The following is a 14,425-nucleotide window of genomic DNA, read 5'->3' on the forward strand; positions in this document are numbered from 1 at the left end:
TCTGGTATGGTTGAGTCGTTCGTCACACTTATGGTATCTTGTACTGTCTCGTCATCTCTCTAGTCACGACTGAACACACGCTGTTGTTGTTGTTGTTGCAACGGGTGGGGCGACACCGGGGCTTCCCACGCGGAAGGTCGGCGGCAGCGTCAGATGGGTATAAGGGACAGAGCGCGCGCAGCGTGGTGGTGATGGTGGTGGTGGCCTTGCTGGGCATTGCGCTGATCCTGCGCGCCTGGCACCTGTGGCCGTTCACCAGCAGCGTGATGGTGACCGACAACGCCTATGTGCGCGGACAGATCACCGTAATGGCGCCACAGGTGAACGGCTACGTGACCGAAGTGCTGGTGAAGGACTTCCAGCACGTAAGGGAGGGCGAGCCGCTGCTACGCATCGATAACCGCATCTACGCGCAGCGTGTCGCCCAGGCGCAGGCGACGCTGGACAGCGCACGCGCAGCACTGGCCAATTCGGACCAGTCGCAGGCGCAGAACCGTGCGCAGATTGCCTCCGCGCAGGCTACGTTGTCAGCCGGGCAAGCCGAACTGCAGCGCTCGCGCAACGAGACCAAGCGCTACGAGGAGCTGGCCGCGCAGCAGCTGGTATCGATCAACGACCGCGACAAGTTCCGCACCACCCAGGCCTCGGCACAGGCCAGCGTGCAGCAGTCGCAGGCACAGATCCGCATCGCCGAGGAAACGCTGGTGTCGACCCAGGTGGCGCGCAAGAGCCTGGAGGCCCAGGTGGAAAGCGCGCAGGCGCAGCTGGAACTGGCGCGCATCGATCTGGCCAACACGGTGATCCACGCGCCGCGCGACGGCCAGATCAGCGAAGCGAGCGTGCGCGTGGGCCAGTACGTCGCCGCCGGTTCGCAGCTGCTGTTCCTGGTACCCGACACGCTGTGGGTGGTGGCCAACTACAAGGAAGGCCAGACCTGGGGGATGGCGATCGGCCAGCCAGCCACGTTCTCGGTGGACGCGTTCCAGGGCCAGGTGTTGCGGGGCCGCGTGCAAGAGATCGCACCGGCTACCGGGTCGGAGTTCAGCGTGCTGCGCCCCGACAATGCCAGCGGCAACTTCACCAAGGTGGTGCAGCGGCTGCCGGTGCGGATTTCAATCAATGGGAATCAGGAGCTGGCAAAGCAGCTGCGCCCCGGCATGTCGGTGATCGTGCGGGTGGATACCCGCTCCAAGCCGATGGACTAGGACGCGGGCCCTGTCGCGCCGATATGAAACGGGGTCAGATCCCTTTGCCAATCGCAAAGGGATCTGACCCCGTTTCCAGAATGCCGGCCAGCGGCCGGCACTACCGTTGCATTAGCCGGCGCAGCGCGCGCAGAGGCCGTGTACTTCCAGGGTCTGCGCCTGCGGCTGGAAACCCAGCTCCTTGGCGCGCTTCTCCAGCTGGGTGACGATCTCGCGGTCTTCCAGTTCCACCGCGCTGTGGCAGCTGTTGCAGATCAGGAACGGCACCGAATGCGCGGCGCTGCTGGGATGGTGGCAGGCCACGAAGGCATTCACCGATTCCAGCTTGTGCACGAAGCCATTGGCCATGAGGAAGTCGAGGGCGCGGTACACGGTGGGCGGGGCATCAGCGCCCACGCCCTTGCCGTTGCGCACCCACTCCAGCAGCTCGTAGGCCTTGACCGGCTTGCCGGCCTCGGCGATCAGCTTCAGCACATTGGCGCGGATCGGGGTCAGGCGCAGCCCGCGTTCGCGCGAGACGCGCTCGACCACCGCCACGAAATCCGATGCGTCGTGGACGTGGTGGTGCGGGGCGGTACAGGCAGTGGCGGTCTTGGCGGGCATGCGTGTTCTCCGGTTCGGGCCTGGCAAGGATGCCTCAGGCCGTTGCTACCTTGGTGATGGCCACATCAATGCGTTTCAAGGCCTGCTCGCGGCCGGCCAGGTAAACGGTATGGGAAATGTCAGGACTGACCTGGGTGCCGGTGATGGCCACGCGCAGCGGCTGGGCGACCTTGCCCATGCCGATTTCCAGCGCCGCAGCCGCATCGTGCAGGGCCACGCCCACCGATTCGGCCGTCCATTCCGGCAGGGCGGCCAGCAGCTCGCGGGCCTTGCCCAGCGCCACCTCGGCACCGGCCTTGAAGTGCTTGGCCACGGCGGCTTCGTCGTACTCGGTCAGCGGCTGGTACCAGACCACGGCCTTCTCGGCCATTTCCTTCAGGGTCTGCACGCGTTCACGCAGGGCGATCACCACGTCCGCCGGGGCCGGGCCGGCGGCCACGTCCAGGCCCAGCTTCTGCAGCTGGTAGACCAGGTGCGGCACGATCGCGTCCACGTCCTCGGTCTTCAGGAAGTGCTGGTTGACCCAGCCCAGCTTGGCCATGTCCAGGCGCGAGGCCTTGGAGTTGCAGTCCTTCACGTCGAACAGCTCGATCAGTTCCTGGCGGCTGAACAGCTCCTGGTCACCGTGCGACCAGCCCAGGCGGGCCAGGTAGCTCAGCAGCGCATCGGGCAGGTAGCCGGCGTCCTTGTACTGCATCACGTCGGCTGCGCCGGTACGCTTGGACAGCTTGGCGCCCTGCTCGTCCAGGATCATCGGCATGTGGCCGAACTTCGGCACTGGCGCGCCGATGCCTTCGTACAGGTTGATCTGGCGCGGGGTGTTGTTGATGTGGTCGTCGCCGCGGATGACCTCGGTGATGCCCATGTCCCAGTCGTCCACCACCACCGCGAAGTTGTAGGTGGGGTAGCCGTCCGGGCGGAAGATGACCATGTCATCCAGCTCGCTGTTGGCGATCTCGATGCGGCCCTTGATCAGGTCGTCGAACACCACCGTACCTTCCAGCGGGTTCTTGAAGCGGATGACGCGGTTCGGGTCGTCCTTGCGCGGCAGGCCCAGCTCGCGCGCAGCGCCGTTGTAGCGCGGCTTCTCCTGCTTGGCCATGGCGGCCTCGCGCATCGCGTCCAGCTCTTCGCGGGTCTCGTAGGCGTAGTACGCCTTGCCGTCGGCCACCAGCTGCTCGGCCACTTCCAGGTAACGGGCGACGCGGTCGGTCTGGTAGATCGGGCCTTCGTCATAGTCCAGGCCCAGCCACTCCATCGCCTCCAGGATGGCGTCGATCGCGCCCTGGGTGCTGCGTTCACGGTCGGTGTCCTCGATGCGCAGCACGAACTCGCCGCCACGGTGGCGGGCCTCCAGCCAGCAGTACAGCGCAGTGCGGGCACCACCGATGTGCAGGTAGCCGGTGGGACTGGGGGCGAAGCGGGTGCGGCAGGTCATGGACGGCTCGAGGAACGGGAATCCCCCGATTTTACCAGCCCTCCGCCCCCGACGGAAAAAGGGGACGGAGGGGATTAAGTCGCGATTGCCCAGCCTCTGGGCGGGGCGACCGGGAAACGGAGGGGAGAAACGACTTAATCCCCTCCGTCCCCTTTTACGGTTCTACCTTGCGCGGGAAGGACTGCTCGCGCGTTGCGGCGTTGTAGGCGAACGAGGCGACGATGGCCGCGGCCTGCTTCAGGTCTTCCGGTTCGGCGTGGTCCCAGGTGTCCAGGTGGCTGTGGTGGACGTTGGTGAAGTAGTCCAGCCGGTCCTGGATGAACTGGAAGCCCGGCAGGCCGATGCGATCGAAGCTGATGTGGTCGGTGCTGCCGGTGTTGCGGGTCGCCACGGTGGTGGCACCCACGTCATGGAACGGCGCCAGCCAGGCTTCGAAGATCGGCATCGCCGCCAGGTTTTCCTGTGCGTAGATGCCACGGAAGCGGCCCGAGCCATTGTCCATGTTGAAGTAGACCTGGAACTTGCTGTAATCGCGGGTCTTCTGCAGCGCGCCGGTGGGCTCGCGCAGCGACGCCGGCAGCGCCTTCTGCGCCGCGTCGGTGGGTTCCGGGAAACGACCGAAGTGCTTGGCCACATAGGCCTGCGAGCCGATCAGGCCCTGTTCCTCACCACTCCACAGCGCCACGCGGATGGTGCGCTTGGGCTTGGCGCCGGTGGCCTTGAGGATGCGCATCGCCTCCATCATCACCGCCACGCCGGCCGCGTTGTCGGCCGCACCGGTACCGCTGTGCCAGGAATCCAGGTGCGCGCCGATCATCACCACTTCATCGGGCTTGCTGCTGCCACGGATCTCGGCCAGCGTGTTGTAACCGGGCTGGTCGGCCTCGTCGGTGAAACGCGCCGCCACATCCACGCGCAGGCGCACGGTCTGCTTGGCCTCCAGCGCGCGCACCAGTGGATTGAAGTGTTCGCTGATCATCGCCAGCTCGGGAATGCCCACCGATTCACCGGCCTTGCGCGAACCGCCACCGGCAACCCGGATGATGCCGTTGTCCCAGCTGCTGATGCTGATCGAGGCCAGCGCGCCCTCTTCCACGAAGAACGCATTGACCTTGGCCGCCAGCTGCTGGCGTTCCTGATACTCCTTGACCCGCTTGGCACGCTCGGCGGTGGCGTCCTTGTCCTTGGGCAGGGTGAACTCCTGCAGGCCCTCCAGCGAGGTGGCGTCGTGGCGATGCGAATCCGCCTCGGTGCCGCGCTTGTACTCGCGCGCCTCGCCCAGCAGCAGGATCCTGCCGCGCAGCTTGCCGCGGTACTTCTCGATGTCTTCGGGCTTCTTGATCTCGACCTGTACCAGCTCGCCTTCAACCGGGCCCTTGGTGCCCGGCGTCCAGGCCTTGGGCAGTGCATGCAGTGGCTGGATGCGGTCACCCAGCATCTCCACGCTGGCCGAGGTGAACTCCCAGCCGCGTCCGAAGTCGTCGAAGGCTTCGTCGTGGACGTTGTCCAGCTTCCATTCGTTGAACTTGCCGCGGGTCCACGCGTTGGCGCGACCCATCGCCGGCGAGTTGGTCAGGCGCGGGCCGATGCGCTCGGTGAGGTAGCTGAAGGTGTCCATCACCTGCGAACGGTGGAAGGCCTCCTGGCGGATGCGGCTGACCATGTCCAGGTCCACCGTCTCGCGCTGCTGCGCCCCTGCGTTGCCACCCATCGCCAGCGCTGCGGCCAGCATGCCCCACTTCAACACATCGCACCCCTGCCCTTCGGCTCGATCATCAACCCATCGAGTCTAGCCAGCAGGGGCGCGGCGATACCGTCCCATCGGTCATGGACAGCGACAGTAGATCCACGCCATGCGTGGATGAACAGCCGAATCACCCACTCCACCCCAGCCACAACTGCGCCCGCTCCGGCAGCAGCAGCAACCAGTGCCGCCGGTCGATGCTGCTGCAGCCGTACACCGCCGCATGCGCGGGCCAGTCCTCGGGCAGGCCGCCGATGCCGATCTCGGCCAGCGCCTCCGCCCCGGCCTTCCATGGCCGGTAGCGCGGCACCCGGCCAGCCACCGCGCCGCGTCCCTGCCGCGCGCCCTGCAGCCAGCCCAGCCCCTTGCCCTGCAGTCCCTCGCAGGTCACTGCAGCCAGCTGGAAGCGGACCAGGCCGGGGGCGATCCGCGCCCCCGGCAGGGCCGCCAGCACGCCATGTGCCTGCAGCAGCGCATCCACTTCCAGCAGGGCCGGAATGCCCTGCCGTGCCCGTTGCCGCAATCCCTGGCGCCAGCTCATGGCGTGCTCCTTACTTCAGTTCCGCGCCAAGCGCATACCAGTCCACCCGGCGCGTCACCCACATCGCCAGCGCCAGGATCACGAACAGCAGCAGCGAACCCATCAGCAGCGCGTTGTTCTCCGACACCAGCAGGCCATACAGCGCGCCGTACAGCACGGTCAGCAGCGCAGCGAAGCCGAGGCCGCGCTTCCAGTGGCCCAGCACATTGGCCAGGTACACCGCCTGCAGGCCGATGCAGGCCACGGCCGAAACCAGATACGCCTTCCAGAACGCGATGTGCTCGGACAGGCTGATCAGCAGCAGGAAGAAGACCGCCAGTGCCAGGCCCACCATCAGGTACTGCAGCGGGTGGATGCGCAGCGACTTGATCAGCTCGAACAGGATGAAGCCGACGAAGGTGAGCAGCACGAACAGCACGCCGTATTTCGAGGCACGGTCGGCCTGGGTGTAGGTATCGACCGGATCGACCAGCGACACCGTCACCGCCTGCGAGTCGACCGAACCGTCATTGCGCAGCTGGCGCTGGGCATCGGAGGCCAGCGAGGACACCGCCCAGCGTGCATCGAAGCCCTGCGCATCGACGCGTCGCTCATTGGGCAGGAACGCACCGCTGAACGACGGATGCGGCCAGCTCGAACGCAGCGCGATGTGGGTGTCATCGCCCACCGGGACCACCGACAGCATGCGGCTGCCATCCAGGCGCAGCTCCAGTTCAACGGTGCTGGCAGCCAGCGTGCCGCCCTGATCCGCAGCGAAACCGGCTACCGGTGCATGCAGGCCTCGCCCCACTTCGCTGGCCGCGCCAACGCCCGGCAGCAACCGCAGCTGCTGGCCATCCACGCGCAGGTTCGGCGTACCGACCAGGCCACGCACATCGGAAATGCCCACCGCCACATACGGCTGACCGTAGCTGCGGCCGGCCTTCACCGGGTAGTCGTCTGCGGCGAAGGTCGCCTTCAGCTGGCCGTTCCAGCTGTACACCGGCACCTTGAACAGGCCAACTTCGCGCTGGCTCGGCAGCATCTCGCCGCCCACCTCCAGCGACGTCGGCATCTGCAGCCAGTGCCCCTCGGTGACCTGCACCTCGGTCTTCTTGACGCCCAGCGGATCAACCAGTTCAACCTGCTTGCGTTCCACCCACGGCACCACCCGCACCGGGCCCACCAGCTGCTGTGCACCGGCGCGGCTGTCGGCCACCCGCGAGAAGGCCTCGTCGCGGTACGCGCTGCGTTCGTTGATGACCCCGCGGATCATCGTCAGCGGCACCAGCAGCAGCAGGATCAGCCCACCGACAATGGCGAACCTCAGCAGCATCTTCAGGGATTTCATGGTCCATCCTCGTTGGAGAGGGCTGCAGGATGGACCGCCGTGGTGAGCAGGGTTTGTGGCGAATTTGAAGCGAGTGTGAAGTCAGCGGCGCGGGCGCTGGCCCGGCGCACCCAATGGCAGCCACAGGCTGGCCACGGTGCCGCCGCCCTCGCGGACGTCGACACTGGCGCGCCCATCGTGCAGGCGCGCGACTTCCTGCACGAATGGCAGGCCCAGGCCGGAACTGCGCCGCCCGCTGCCGGGGCGCGCCAGCGAATAGAAGCGTTCGAACACCCGTTCGCGCGCATAGTCCGGGATGCCGGCGCCACGGTCGGCCACCTGCAGGCGCACGCCCTGCCCGTCCACCTCGGCCTGCAGCGCGACCTCCGCGCCGGACGGCGAGAAGGCAATCGCGTTGTCGATCAGGTTGTGCAGCGCCTGCCGCAGCAGGTAGCCGTCGCCCTGCACCTGCAGGTCGGGCACGCTGCCGATGCGGACCTGCACGCCCGCCGCTTGTGCGCGCACCTGCGCGGCAGCGGCCGCATCGGCCAGCAATGCCGGCAGCGCGATCCGGTCGCGGGTCTGCAGCCAGCCGTGCTGTTCCACTTCGGCCAGCGCCAGCAGCTTGTCGATGGTCTCGGTCAGCCGCTCCTGCTGGTCGACAATGCTGCGCGCGAAATGCACGCGATCGGCCTCCGGCAATGGTTCCTGCAGCAGCTCGGCGGCGCCGCGGATCGCTGCCAGCGGGCTTTTCATCTCATGCGTCAGCGACTGCACGTACTGCTCGACGTAGGCCTTGCCCTCCAGTTTGCGGCGCATCGTTTCCAGTGCCTGGCCGAGATCGCCGATCTCGTCGCGTCGCCGCCGAGGCGGTGGCACCGGTTCGCCGGCGGTGACTGCGCGCGCATAGCGGCTGAGCTGGCCGAGGCCGGTGGTGAGCCACATCGTCACCAGCACGCCGACCAGCGCCGACAACCCGATCAACCACGCGCCGCGCTCGATGATGGCGCGCTGGCTGGCAGCAATGAACGGATCGATGCTGCGGTTGGGCTGGGCCAGGCTGAGCACGCCGATCAGGGTGCGCCCATCGGCCGGGTCATAGACCGGCGCCGCCACATGCATCACCGTGTCGCCCTCTTCGCCGGCAATCTCGGGGCTGGAACGCGCGCCGTACTCACCGCGCAGAGTGCGGTAGACGTCGTTCCAGCGCGAGTTGTCGCGCCCCAGGTCTCGCCCCAGCGAGTCGTAGATGACGATGCCCTTGGCATCGGTGATGGTCACCCGGTAATCGAGCGAGCGCTTGGGAAATCGCCAGACCATCGCCTTCAGGTCGCGCTGCCGCGCCTTGGCCAGGTTGCGGGTGAAGCTGCCGCTGCGGATGGTGCCGTCCTTGACGTCGGCAGCCGCCATCTCGGCCAGCACGTTGGCGGCGTCGACCAGGGTCGATTCCATCGCCTGGCGCACACCGGGCTTCACCTCGTTGACGAACACGCGCATCACGAAGAACGCGGCGATACCGGTGATCAGGAAGAAGCCGAGGAACAGCTTCAGTACCAGGCGCATCGGCTAGACCTCCAGCGCGTAGCCAAGGCCACGGTGGGTGCGGATCGGGTCGTCGCTGGCACCGGCCGCGCGCAGCTTGGCGCGCAACGTCTTTACATGGGTGTCGACGGTACGGTCGGCACTGTCGGCGCTGCTGTCCCAGCCACGGTCCATCAGCTGGGCACGGCTGAGGATGGCTCCGGGGCGCTGCAGCAGCGCCTCCAGCAGCGCGTACTCGTAGCGGGTCAGGTCCAGTGCCTGGCCACGGAAGCGGATGCGCCGGCCTTCGCGGTCGATGGCGAAGGCGCCATGTTCCTGCCAGCCTGCATCGGCGCCGGGCGCTGCAATGACCGGTGCAGCACGGCGCAGGCGCGCTCGCACCCGCGCCACCAGTTCGCGCGGCGAGAACGGTTTGGTCATGTAATCGTCGGCGCCCAGTTCCAGGCCCAGCACCCGGTCCACTTCGTCATTGCGGGCGGTCAGGAAGATCACTGGCAACTGCGCCGCCGGCCCGGGCTGCGCGCGCAGCCGGCGGCAGACCTCGAAACCGCCCAGGTCGGGCAGGCCCACGTCCAGCACAACCACGTCGATATCCCCGGCCTGCAGCCGCTGCAGCGCCTCCCCGCCCAGCAGGCAGTGGCTGGCGGCATAGCCCTCGCTGCGCAGCGCATAGAGCACGGTTTCGGCGATGGCGGCTTCGTCCTCGACTACCAGGACATGGGCAACGGGAGCTGTCATGGCGCGCAGCATAGCCGCTGCGGCCGCCGCCCCGTACACTGCCGCCCATGAACTATCGCCACGCCTTCCACGCCGGCAACCACGCCGATGTGCTCAAACACATCGTGCAGCTGGCCCTGATCGACAGCTTCAAGCGCAAGGACAGCCCGTTCTTCGTGCTCGACACCCACGGCGGCGCTGGCCGCTACCTGCTGGCCAGCGAAGAGAGCCGCAAGACCCTGGAGGCCGAATCCGGGATCATGCGGCTGATGGCCCAGCCCAAGCTGCCGGAGGTGGTCGAGCGCTACCTGAAGGCGGTACAGGCCGACAACCCGGTGGGCGCGATGACCAACTACCCGGGCTCGCCGCTGCTGAGCGCACAGGCGATGCGCTCGCAGGACCGGATGGCGGTCTGCGAGCTGCAGGAAGCCGAAACGGCCACGCTGAAGGCCCTGTTCGCCCATGACAGCCGCGTCGATGTGCGCCCCGGCGATGGCTACGCCCTGCTGCGCTCGCTGCTGCCGCCGAAGTTCAACGGCAGCAAGATCGGTCGTGGCCTGGTACTGATCGACCCGCCGTACGAGGCGCAGGACGCCGAGTACCAGGCCGTGCTGGCCGCCCTGGCCGAGACCCTGGCACGCTGGCCGCAGGCCACCTGTGCGGTCTGGTTCCCGATCAAGCAGCGCCGCACCATCCTGCATTTCCTGCGCAAGGCCACTGCCCTGCCGGTCAAGTCGGCGATGACGATCGAGTTCCTGGTGCGCCCGGACGACTCGCCGCTGCGCCTCAACGGCAGCGGCATGCTGCTGCTCAACCCGCCCTGGCAGTTCGACCGGGTGGTCGGCCCGGCCCTGCCGGCGCTGCGCCAGCACCTGGGCGAACCTGGGGCCAGCACCCGCCTGGATTGGCTCAAAGCCCCCGAATAACGGCCTTCACGAGGCTGTACCGCCGTGAGCCTTTCGTTCACGGAATGCAGCCCCGGTGATGCCACAATCGATGGACCACCAAGGAATCACCCGGTATGGCCACTCGCAACCGCATGCCGCCCTGGCATGAGATCTTCAAGGCTCCCAGCGGCCACGAGCTGCTGATCCGCCCCATCCGCCCGGAAGATGGCGCACCGCTGCAAGCGGCGTTCAGCCTGTTCGGGCCGGAAGAAATCCGTGATCGTTTCCTGCAGGCGGTGACCGAGCTGTCGCCGGAAACCACCCAGCGCCTGACCCACCCGAATCCCAAGACCGAGATCACCCTGGTCGCAGCCGAATCCCTGCCCGCTGGCGAAGCGGTGGTCGGCGCGGTCGCCCGGGCCTCGATCATCCCCGGTACCCGTGAAGCCGAGTACGCGATCCTGATCAGCCGCTTCCTCATTGGCCAGGGCCTGGGCCGGCAGCTGATGCGCAAGCTGGTGAAGTGGGGCCGCGGCAAGTACCTGGACCGCCTGTACGGCGACGTTGCCGCCGAGAACGAGCCGATGAAGCAGCTGGCCGCCTCGCTGGGCTTCAAGCCGGTGCCGCACCCGACCGGCGCCGAAGGCCTGGTACGGATGGTGCTGGAACTGGACAACTGAGGGATGCGCCGGGTGTGGCCCGGCGATGCATTCCGGTAGTGCCGGCCGCTGGCCGGCATTGCGATACCCCAACGGCACATGAGGCTGCCGGCAAACGGCCGTCACGACCCAGCGGGCTTCGATCAGGCTTCTGCTAAAATCCGGGGTCCATGTCGCGTACCTCATACCCCGCCCCGCCGCTGCCGCGCGCCGGCCAGCTCCGCGCCTGGTGGCGCGCCCCCGCCTCGCCGACCGCCCTGGCCTGGTACCTGGCCCAGGCCGCGCGTGCGCACGACGCGCCGCTGCTGGTGATCGCCCGTGACAACCACGGCGCCAACCAGCTTGAAGCCGACCTGCAGACCCTGCTCGGCGGTGACCCGGCCCTTCCGGTGGTCGCCTTCCCGGACTGGGAAACCCTGCCCTACGACCGCTTCAGCCCGCATCCGGACATCATTTCGCAGCGTTTGTCCGCCCTGCACCGCCTGCCGGCGCTGAAGCGCGGCCTGGTGATCGTGCCGGTGCAGACCCTGCTGCAGCAGCTGGCCCCGCGCAGCTATGTAATCGGTGGCAGCTTCGACCTGAAGGTCGGCCAGCGCCTGGATCTGGAGGCCGAGAAGCGCCGCCTGGAAAGCGCCGGCTACCGCAACGTGCCGCAGGTGATGGACCCGGGTGACTTCGCCGTGCGCGGCGGCCTGCTTGACGTGTTCCCGATGGGCGCCGACGAGCCGCTGCGCGTCGAACTGCTGGACGAGGACATCGACTCGATCCGCGCCTTCGACCCGGAGAGCCAGCGTTCGCTGGACAAGGTCGAGTCCGTGCACATGCTGCCCGGCCGCGAAGTGCCGATGGACGAGGCCAGCATCGCCCGCGTGCTGGCCACGCTGCGCGAGCGCTTCGATGTGGATACCCGGCGCAGCGCGCTGTACCAGGATCTGAAGTCCGGGCTGGCCCCGGCCGGCGTCGAGTACTACCTGCCGCTGTTCTTCGAGCGCACCGCAACCCTGTTCGACTACCTGCCCGACGGCAGCCTGCCGGTGGTCTGCGCCGGTGCCGGCGAAGCCGCCGAGGCGTTCTGGGCGCAGACCGGTGAGCGCTACGAACAGCGCCGCCACGACGTGGAACGGCCGCTGCTGCCGCCGTCGGCGCTGTACCTGTCGCCGGAGCTGCTGCGCGAGCGCCTGAACGATGCCCCGCGCATCGAGGTGTGGTCGGCTGACCACGCACGCATCGCCGATGCCCATGCGCTGGGTGACCAGCCGCTGCCGCCGCTGCCGGTGGCCGCGCGCGAGGCCCCCGCTGGCGACGCGCTGAAATCCTTCCTCGGCCACTATCCGGGCCGGGTACTGATTGCCGCCGATTCGCCCGGGCGTCGCGAGGCCCTGCTGGAAGTGCTCCAGGCCGCCGAGCTGAAGCCGCCGGTGGTGGCCGACCTGCCCAGCTTCCTCGCCGACGATGCGCGCTTTGCGATCGCGGTGGCGCCGCTGGAAGATGGCTTCGCACTGGACGATCCGCGCATCGCGGTGTTGACTGAGCGCCAGCTGTTCCCCGAGCGCGCCGGCAGCACCCGCCGCACGCGTCGTGCCGGCCGCGAGCCGGAAGCGATCATCCGCGACCTCGGCGAACTGACCGAGGGTGCGCCGATCGTGCACGAAGACCATGGCGTCGGCCGCTACCGTGGCCTGATCGCGATGGACGTCGGCGGCATGCCCGGCGAGTTCCTCGAAATCGAATACGCCAAGGGCGACCGCCTGTATGTGCCGGTCGCCCAGCTGCACCTGATCAGCCGCTACTCCGGCGCTTCAGCGGAAACCGCGCCGCTGCATTCGCTCGGTGGCGAGCAGTGGAGCAAGGCCAAGCGCAAGGCCGCCGAAAAAGTACGCGACGTCGCTGCCGAGCTGCTGGAGATCCAGGCCCGCCGCCAGGCGCGCGCCGGCCTGGCCCTGCAGGTGGACCGCGCGATGTACGAGCCGTTCGCGGCCGGTTTCCCGTTCGAGGAAACCCCGGACCAGCTGGCCGCGATCGACGCCACCCTGCGCGACCTGGCCAGCAGCCAGCCGATGGACCGTGTGGTCTGCGGTGACGTCGGCTTCGGCAAGACCGAAGTCGCCGTGCGCGCTGCATTCGCCGCCGCCAGTGCCGGCAAGCAGGTGGCCGTGCTGGTGCCGACCACGCTGCTGGCCGAGCAGCACTACCGCAATTTCCGCGACCGCTTCGCCGACTATCCGATGAAGGTCGAGGTGCTGTCGCGCTTCAAGAGCACCAAGGAGATCAAGGCCGAGCTGGAAAAGGTCGCCGCCGGCACCATCGACGTCATCGTCGGCACCCACCGCCTGCTGCAGCCGGACGTGAAGTTCAAGGACCTGGGCATGGTCATCGTCGACGAGGAGCAGCGTTTCGGCGTGCGCCAGAAGGAAGCGCTGAAGGCGCTGCGCGCCAACGTGCACCTGCTGACCCTGACCGCCACGCCGATCCCGCGCACCTTGAACATGGCCATGGCCGGCCTGCGCGACCTGTCGATCATCGCCACGCCTCCACCGAACCGGCTGGCGGTGCAGACCTTCATCACCCAGTGGGACAACGCGCTGCTGCGCGAAGCCTTCCAGCGCGAGCTGGCACGCGGTGGCCAGCTGTACTTCCTGCACAACGACGTGGAAAGCATCGGCCGCATGCAGCGCGAGTTGTCCGAGCTGGTGCCGGAGGCGCGCATCGGCATCGCCCACGGGCAGATGCCCGAGCGCGAGCTGGAAAAGGTGATGCTGGATTTCCAGAAGCAGCGCTTCAACGTGCTGCTGTCGACCACGATCATCGAGTCGGGCATCGACATCCCCAACGCCAACACCATCATCATCAACCGCGCCGACCGCTTCGGCCTGGCCCAGCTGCACCAGCTGCGTGGCCGTGTCGGTCGTTCCCACCACCGCGCCTACGCCTACCTGGTGGCGCCCGACCGCCGATCGATCACCCCGGATGCGGAAAAGCGCCTGGAAGCAATCGCCTCGATGGACGAGCTCGGCGCCGGCTTCACCCTGGCCACGCACGATCTGGAGATCCGCGGTGCCGGTGAGCTGCTCGGCGAAGACCAGAGCGGGCAGATGGCAGAGGTCGGCTTCAGCCTGTACACCGAGCTGCTGGAACGCGCGGTGCGCAGCATCAAGCAGGGCAAGCTGCCCGACCTGGATGCCGGCGAGGAAGTGCGCGGCGCCGAAGTCGAGCTGCATGTGCCGGCGCTGATTCCGGAAGACTACCTGCCGGACGTGCACACCCGCCTGACCCTGTACAAGCGCATTTCCAGCGCGCGCGACAGCGATGCGCTGCGCGAGCTGCAGGTGGAGATGATCGACCGCTTCGGCCTGCTGCCGGATGCAGCCAAGCACCTGTTCGCCATCGCCGAGCTGAAACTGAAAGCCAACACGCTGGGCATCCGCAAGCTGGACCTGGGCGAGAACGGCGGCCGCATCGTGTTCGAGTCCAAGCCGAACATCGATCCGATGGCGGTGATCCAGCTGATCCAGAAACAACCGAACCTCTACACCATGGAAGGGCCCGACAAGCTGCGCATCAAGCACCCGCTGCCGTTGCCGGAAGACCGCTTCAACGCGGCCCGCGCCCTTCTGACCACCCTCGCCCCGGGTTGATCGCCCCCCCGAACACCGTTCCCTTTTACCCCTTGGACCCGCCCGCGGACTTTCCCCGGGTGAGCCTGCGTGGTCCCGCGTGCCTCAAAAAAAAAAAACAACAACACACGACAAAACCACAACAACCCACCTAGACAGCACGCAA

General features: G+C 67.6%; 11 protein-coding genes. 4 read left to right on the top strand and 7 right to left on the bottom strand.

From position 1 onward, the window contains the following. The first annotated feature begins 191 nt into the window (after window positions 1-191). The gene (locus tag EKL94_RS20565) at window positions 192-1,205 is read left to right on the top strand and encodes an HlyD family secretion protein (RefSeq protein ID WP_221767989.1); all 1,014 of its coding nucleotides are present in this window, start codon (window positions 192-194) and stop codon (window positions 1,203-1,205) included. A 111-nt stretch (window positions 1,206-1,316) separates the two neighbouring features. Here EKL94_RS20565 and EKL94_RS20570 read toward each other — a convergent pair whose 3' ends face one another. From EKL94_RS20570 to creB, 7 genes are all read right to left on the bottom strand, one after another. Further along, window positions 1,317-1,808 carry a Fur family transcriptional regulator gene (locus tag EKL94_RS20570; RefSeq protein ID WP_004150412.1) on the bottom strand — a complete coding sequence of 164 codons (492 nt, stop codon included), beginning with the start codon at window positions 1,806-1,808 and terminating at the stop codon, window positions 1,317-1,319. A 34-nt stretch (window positions 1,809-1,842) separates the two neighbouring features. After that, a complete protein-coding gene (gene gltX / locus EKL94_RS20575) occupies window positions 1,843-3,246 on the bottom strand; it encodes a glutamate--tRNA ligase (protein WP_126930452.1) in 1,404 nt (467 codons plus the stop codon). A 154-nt stretch (window positions 3,247-3,400) separates the two neighbouring features. Then, window positions 3,401-4,978, bottom strand: a complete 1,578-nt coding sequence (locus tag EKL94_RS20580) for a M20/M25/M40 family metallo-hydrolase (RefSeq protein WP_126930459.1) — start codon at window positions 4,976-4,978, stop codon at window positions 3,401-3,403. A 142-nt stretch (window positions 4,979-5,120) separates the two neighbouring features. After that, entirely contained in the window at window positions 5,121-5,531 is a 411-nt protein-coding gene (locus tag EKL94_RS20585) for a hypothetical protein (RefSeq protein WP_126930453.1), read from the bottom strand. A gap of 10 nt (window positions 5,532-5,541) precedes the next feature. After that, window positions 5,542-6,861 (bottom strand): cell envelope integrity protein CreD, encoded by a 1,320-nt coding sequence (gene creD / locus EKL94_RS20590; RefSeq protein ID WP_126930454.1) that lies wholly within the window; start codon window positions 6,859-6,861, stop codon window positions 5,542-5,544. Between the two features lie 81 nt (window positions 6,862-6,942). Continuing rightward, a complete protein-coding gene (gene creC, locus EKL94_RS20595; RefSeq protein WP_126930455.1) occupies window positions 6,943-8,403 on the bottom strand; it encodes a two-component system sensor histidine kinase CreC in 1,461 nt (486 codons plus the stop codon). 3 nt (window positions 8,404-8,406) lie between these two features. Beyond that, complete coding sequence (creB, locus tag EKL94_RS20600; RefSeq protein WP_126930456.1) at window positions 8,407-9,132, bottom strand: two-component system response regulator CreB; 726 nt, start codon at window positions 9,130-9,132, stop codon at window positions 8,407-8,409. A 35-nt stretch (window positions 9,133-9,167) separates the two neighbouring features. Here creB and EKL94_RS20605 point away from each other — a divergent pair, with 35 nt between their 5' ends. From EKL94_RS20605 to mfd, 3 genes are all read left to right on the top strand, one after another. After that, the gene (locus EKL94_RS20605) at window positions 9,168-10,025 is read left to right on the top strand and encodes a 23S rRNA (adenine(2030)-N(6))-methyltransferase RlmJ (RefSeq protein ID WP_126930457.1); all 858 of its coding nucleotides are present in this window, start codon (window positions 9,168-9,170) and stop codon (window positions 10,023-10,025) included. Window positions 10,026-10,120: 95 nt separating this feature from the next. After that, on the top strand, window positions 10,121-10,666 hold the full coding sequence (locus EKL94_RS20610) for a GNAT family N-acetyltransferase (protein ID WP_004150340.1): 546 nt from the start codon (window positions 10,121-10,123) through the stop codon (window positions 10,664-10,666). Between the two features lie 149 nt (window positions 10,667-10,815). Then, complete coding sequence (mfd, locus tag EKL94_RS20615) at window positions 10,816-14,280, top strand: transcription-repair coupling factor (RefSeq protein ID WP_126930458.1); 3,465 nt, start codon at window positions 10,816-10,818, stop codon at window positions 14,278-14,280. The last annotated feature ends 145 nt before the right edge of the window (window positions 14,281-14,425 follow it).

This window comes from Stenotrophomonas maltophilia (genome assembly GCF_003970865.1).
Classification (GTDB): Bacteria; Pseudomonadota; Gammaproteobacteria; order Xanthomonadales; family Xanthomonadaceae; genus Stenotrophomonas; species Stenotrophomonas maltophilia_AR.

Coding starts and splice junctions, on each gene's coding strand:
- EKL94_RS20565 (WP_221767989.1), top strand. CDS start 192: ATGGTGGTGGTGGCCTTGCTGGGCATTGCGCTGATCCTGCGCGCCTGG.
- EKL94_RS20570 (WP_004150412.1), bottom strand. CDS start 1,808: ATGCCCGCCAAGACCGCCACTGCCTGTACCGCCCCGCACCACCACGTC.
- gltX (WP_126930452.1), bottom strand. CDS start 3,246: ATGACCTGCCGCACCCGCTTCGCCCCCAGTCCCACCGGCTACCTGCAC.
- EKL94_RS20580 (WP_126930459.1), bottom strand. CDS start 4,978: ATGCTGGCCGCAGCGCTGGCGATGGGTGGCAACGCAGGGGCGCAGCAG.
- EKL94_RS20585 (WP_126930453.1), bottom strand. CDS start 5,531: ATGAGCTGGCGCCAGGGATTGCGGCAACGGGCACGGCAGGGCATTCCG.
- creD (WP_126930454.1), bottom strand. CDS start 6,861: ATGAAATCCCTGAAGATGCTGCTGAGGTTCGCCATTGTCGGTGGGCTG.
- creC (WP_126930455.1), bottom strand. CDS start 8,403: ATGCGCCTGGTACTGAAGCTGTTCCTCGGCTTCTTCCTGATCACCGGT.
- creB (WP_126930456.1), bottom strand. CDS start 9,132: ATGCTGCGCGCCATGACAGCTCCCGTTGCCCATGTCCTGGTAGTCGAG.
- EKL94_RS20605 (WP_126930457.1), top strand. CDS start 9,168: ATGAACTATCGCCACGCCTTCCACGCCGGCAACCACGCCGATGTGCTC.
- EKL94_RS20610 (WP_004150340.1), top strand. CDS start 10,121: ATGGCCACTCGCAACCGCATGCCGCCCTGGCATGAGATCTTCAAGGCT.
- mfd (WP_126930458.1), top strand. CDS start 10,816: ATGTCGCGTACCTCATACCCCGCCCCGCCGCTGCCGCGCGCCGGCCAG.